The sequence below is a fragment of the Porticoccus sp. genome (genome assembly GCF_041592135.1).
GTDB lineage: Bacteria > Pseudomonadota > Gammaproteobacteria > Pseudomonadales > Porticoccaceae > Porticoccus.
Map to the genome: position 1 here is coordinate 1 of NZ_JBFHQR010000168.1, position 4,277 is coordinate 4,277.

General features: G+C 53.9%; 2 protein-coding genes and 1 riboswitch. Of the genes, one reads left to right on the forward strand and one right to left on the reverse strand.

Going from position 1 to position 4,277, the window contains the following annotated elements:
- Positions 1–11: 11 nt before the first annotated feature.
- Positions 12–129: riboswitch (cyclic di-GMP riboswitch) on the reverse strand.
- Positions 130–374: 245 nt separating this feature from the next.
- Entirely contained in the window at positions 375–836 is a 462-nt protein-coding gene (locus ABY948_RS11460) for an Lrp/AsnC family transcriptional regulator (RefSeq protein WP_461482669.1), read from the reverse strand.
- Between the two features lie 222 nt (positions 837–1,058).
- Here ABY948_RS11460 and leuA point away from each other — a divergent pair, with 222 nt between their 5' ends.
- Positions 1,059–2,750 (forward strand): 2-isopropylmalate synthase, encoded by a 1,692-nt coding sequence (leuA, locus tag ABY948_RS11465; protein ID WP_461482670.1) that lies wholly within the window; start codon positions 1,059–1,061, stop codon positions 2,748–2,750.
- The last annotated feature ends 1,527 nt before the right edge of the window (positions 2,751–4,277 follow it).

Below are 4,277 nucleotides of genomic sequence, written 5' to 3' on the forward strand. Positions count from 1 at the left end.
CGCGGGAAACCTTCGGCAGCTCGGCCAGCTTTTTCGAACCCGCCTCAAACGTGGCTGCTTGAGGTGGTGGTTGAAAGAGGCCCCGTGGCTTTGTGGCCCCGGCTTTTGCCGGGTTTACCTTTTCGGGGTTTCAGACGTAGGTATAGTCCAGCGCCGGGTGGGGCGCAAAAGTTTTTGACCAGTGGGTCAAAAATCAGGATGAAGAGAGTTTATTGCCAATACCGGCACTACAACTTTGCGGATAATTGCCAGCTCACCGCGGGCAGAGGTTTTAATGCACTGTGATTTGCCGCCCCCCAGGCGCACAGCAGAAGGTTGCGCTAGCCACTATCCCTGCCGTTGGTAGATTCTGCAGAACGTTACCTTCGACGGTACTAAACGGGCAGTGCCGTATGGTTCTGCGGCGACTTCAACACAAACGATGACTGCACTCCGCTGACGCCCTCGATGCGGGTGATCTTGTTGAGCAGGAACTGCTGGTAGCCGTCCATATCTTCCACCACCACCTTGAGCAGGTAGTCGGCGGCCTGACCGGTGATCAGGTGGCACTCCAGCACTTCCGGGAAATTGGCCACTACTGATTCGAAGCGCTCGAAGCGCTCGGGGGTGTGCCTGTCCATGCTGATCTGGATAAACGCCATCAGCTTCAGGCCGAGCATCCGGGGGTTGAGTCGCGCGGAGTAGCCCTCGATCACCCCTTCCTCTTCCAGGCGCCGCACCCGGCGCAGGCAGGGGGAGGGCGACAGGTTGACCCCTTCCGCCAGGTCCTGGTTGGAGATGCGGCCATCCCGCTGCAGCTTGCGCAAAATGGCGCGATCGAAGCTGTCGATTTCCATAATATTGCTCATATATTTATATATTAGGCATATTATTGCGCAATTTATAAAAAATAACATACAAATGGCAATAAAATGCCGCTTCAGGCGCATTAAACTGTCTCCATCCTGAAAAAAGCAGTGGGCCACAAGCCCCCGGTACTGCCAGAGCGCCGCTATCCGCGGCCTGTGAATCGCTAACCAGCTTTTTTCAGGGCCTGTTTAATGTCCCTGGAGAATCACATGATCAGCAATCCCGCCAGCAAGTACCGAGCTTTCGTCCCAGTGCAATTGCACGACCGCCGCTGGCCCGGTCGCCCCATCGAACAGCCGCCCGTCTGGATGAGCACCGACCTGCGGGACGGCAACCAGTCGCTGATCGACCCGATGTCGGTGGAAACCAAGCTGCGCTTTTTCGAGATGCTGGTGGAGATCGGCTTCAAGGAGATCGAAGTGGCGTTCCCCGCTGCTTCCGATACCGACTTCAACTTCGTGCGCCGCCTGATCGAGGAAGACCGTATTCCCGAGGATGTCACCATTGAGGTGCTGACCCAGGCACGGGAGGATCTGATCGCCCGCACCGTGGAATCCCTGGTGGGCGCCAGACGGGCCATCGTGCATATGTACAACCCCACGGCGCCGCAATTCCGCCGCATCGTCTACAACACCGATGTCGCCGGGGTGAAGGCCATTGCCGAGCAGGGCACCCGCTGGGTCAAGCACTACTGCAGCCGGCACCCGGAAACCGAATGGGTGTACCAGTATTCGCCGGAGGTGTTTTCCGGCACCGAGCTGGCGGTGGCCAAAGAGGTGTGTGACGCGGTCAGTGCTATCTGGCAGCCCACGCCGGAACACAAGATGATTTTCAACCTGCCGGCCACGGTGGAGATGTCCACCCCCAATGTCTACGCCGACCAGGTGGAATGGATGGACCGCAACCTGGCCCGCCGGGACAGTATTGTGATCAGCGTCCATCCCCACAACGACCGGGGCACCGCCGTGGCGGCGGCGGAACTGGCGCTGATGGCCGGTGCCGACCGGGTAGAAGGATGTTTATTCGGCAACGGCGAGCGCACCGGCAATGTGGATATCGTCACCCTGGCCCTGAACCTCTATAGCCAGGGGGTGAACCCGGGGCTGGATTTTTCCAACATTGACACCATCCGCCGCACCGTGGAGGAGTGCAACCAGCTGCCGGTGCACCCCCGCCATCCCTATGCCGGCGAGCTGGTGTTCACCGCCTTCTCCGGCTCCCACCAGGATGCCATAAAGAAGGGCTTTGCCCAGCGAGTGGAAGGGGATATCTGGGAGGTGCCCTACCTGCCCATCGACCCGGCAGACCTCAAGCGCGGCTACGAGGCGGTGGTGCGGGTCAACAGCCAGTCCGGCAAGGGCGGTGTCAGCTTCCTGTTGCAGCAGCAGTACGGCCTGGAATTGCCGCGCCGTTTGCAGATCGAATTCAGTCGATTGGTGAAAGCCTTTACCGACCGGGAAGGCCGAGAGGCCACCAGTGCCGATATCTTTGCCCTGTTTGAAAAGGAATATCTGCAGGACAACGGTGCCTACAGCTTTGCCGAGGCGGATGTCAGCACCCACAGCCACGGCGACAAGGGCGCCACCGAGGTGCAGATCCGGTTTGTGGAGCAGGGCAAAGCCAGAACCGTCAACGGCATCGGCAACGGCACCATCGATGCGGCGGTCAAAGCACTGGGCGGCAATATCCGCGTGATTGACTACCACGAGCACGCCCTGGGCACAGGGTCGGAAGTGGAGGCGGTGTGCTACCTGGAAATGCAGATCAACGACGGCCCGGCCATCTTCGGCGTGGGCGTGCACCGCAATATTATCTGTGCGGCGATTGTGGCGATCTTTAATGGGCTTAATCGCCAGCAGGCGGCACAGGAGGTGGAGCCGGTGGCAGCAGTCAGCGCCTAAAGCGCGCGCTAAACAATCCCATCGCCGGGGCTGGAGAATCTGGCTCCGGTGATCGCGCGGTTGACATTGCCGCGTCGGACGTGAAAACTGATTCCCAGTTGCCAACCCCTATCAAGGAAGATAGATGCCTTTCCCGTCACAGTTTTTTCTCCCAACCCTTCCGCTGCCGAAGATTTTTCTCGGCGGCTTTAATGTTGCGGTGAATAAAGGAAATAGAGTTGGTCTTAGCCCAGAACTCAACGGAAATCAATGACTCAGAGTCCATTGAATTGAGAGAAGATGGAAAAGTGAGTTTTTACACTGATCCCAAATATCAGACCCCAAATATCAGACCCCAAATATCAGACCCCAAATATCAGACCCCAAATATCAGACCCCAAATATCAGACCCCAAATATCAGACCCCAAATATCAGACCCCAAATATTAAGGTCTATAGTCTCAGACAATGAAGGGAGACCGAAGTCTCCCTTCCACCTTTACTTGGATGTCTTCTTGCCAGTTCTAGAAATGCGCTCAGAGACGGTTGTCTTGGGGTGTGACTTTCCGTAATTGGTGGTCACATACCTGCCAGTTATTGCTGAGCGATAGTTTTTACCATTACTTTTCTTTACTCCCATATCAGTACCCTCCCGTAGGCATTGAGCGAAAGTGTTGGCAGACATGCTCCCACTTTCCTTTTCGGAATCGGTTGTATGGGTGAACAAACACAGGTTTGGATGGAACCTGCTCGGGTGCTGTGTTTCTCATAAGATTTTCTCCATTATGAGAGTTAATGGTTCACCCGAGAAATAAAGCACTAAGGGCAGCCTACCTGGAATCAGGGTTATTGACTCTTTCGTGTATTAACTGCTCTTATAACCATTCCCGCCAAGGAATGACGTGCCCATTTCTCGAATGGTTTGCGTCATAGTTGCCCGGGAGGAATATCCTCCCGGGCGACACACAAACACAAGATGTAGTTTTGTGTGTCACACTAAAACACCCGCTAAGGCTACCTCTACATGCGCTGTACTGTCTACTGCGTCATAGGACTTTCGTGCCTGTGGAAAACCTGATGTTTTTTTCATAAGCTTGATTTGAAAATTAATTTTCGCTATTGGGTGTCCGTAACTGTTTCACGTGGAACAAATTTTATTTATTGTCGCATGCGTAAGTGATAATGGAGATATTATGCGTTTTCAACTTAACTAATCATCTTCTGTGGATTATTGTGTTGATAACCTGTGTATAGTTGGTAGATATATTGGGTCATAAGCTGTCTTATGTTGATATTCCTGAAAACACTATATGTTGTATTCGTCTGTTTTCTAACTTGATAATGTGACGTTGCGGTTCGAATCGATATTTATAAAAAAATGAATTGTTCTTTAAAGCTAGCATCGTTGGTTTATTTGCCCCGTAGGGAGGGGGGGTATCCAGAAAGGACAGTCGGGAAGCTTGGCATTCTGTGACCATAGCGGATTGCGTGGTCATATACTATATTTGGAAAGATGTTTGGGTATTTAGGGTCAGTGTAAAAACTAAC

Excerpts from the sequence above, each read along its gene's own strand:
- ABY948_RS11460 (WP_461482669.1), bottom strand. The coding sequence starts at position 836 with ATGGAAATCGACAGCTTCGATCGCGCCATTTTGCGCAAGCTGCAGCGG.
- leuA (WP_461482670.1), top strand. The coding sequence starts at position 1,059 with ATGATCAGCAATCCCGCCAGCAAGTACCGAGCTTTCGTCCCAGTGCAA.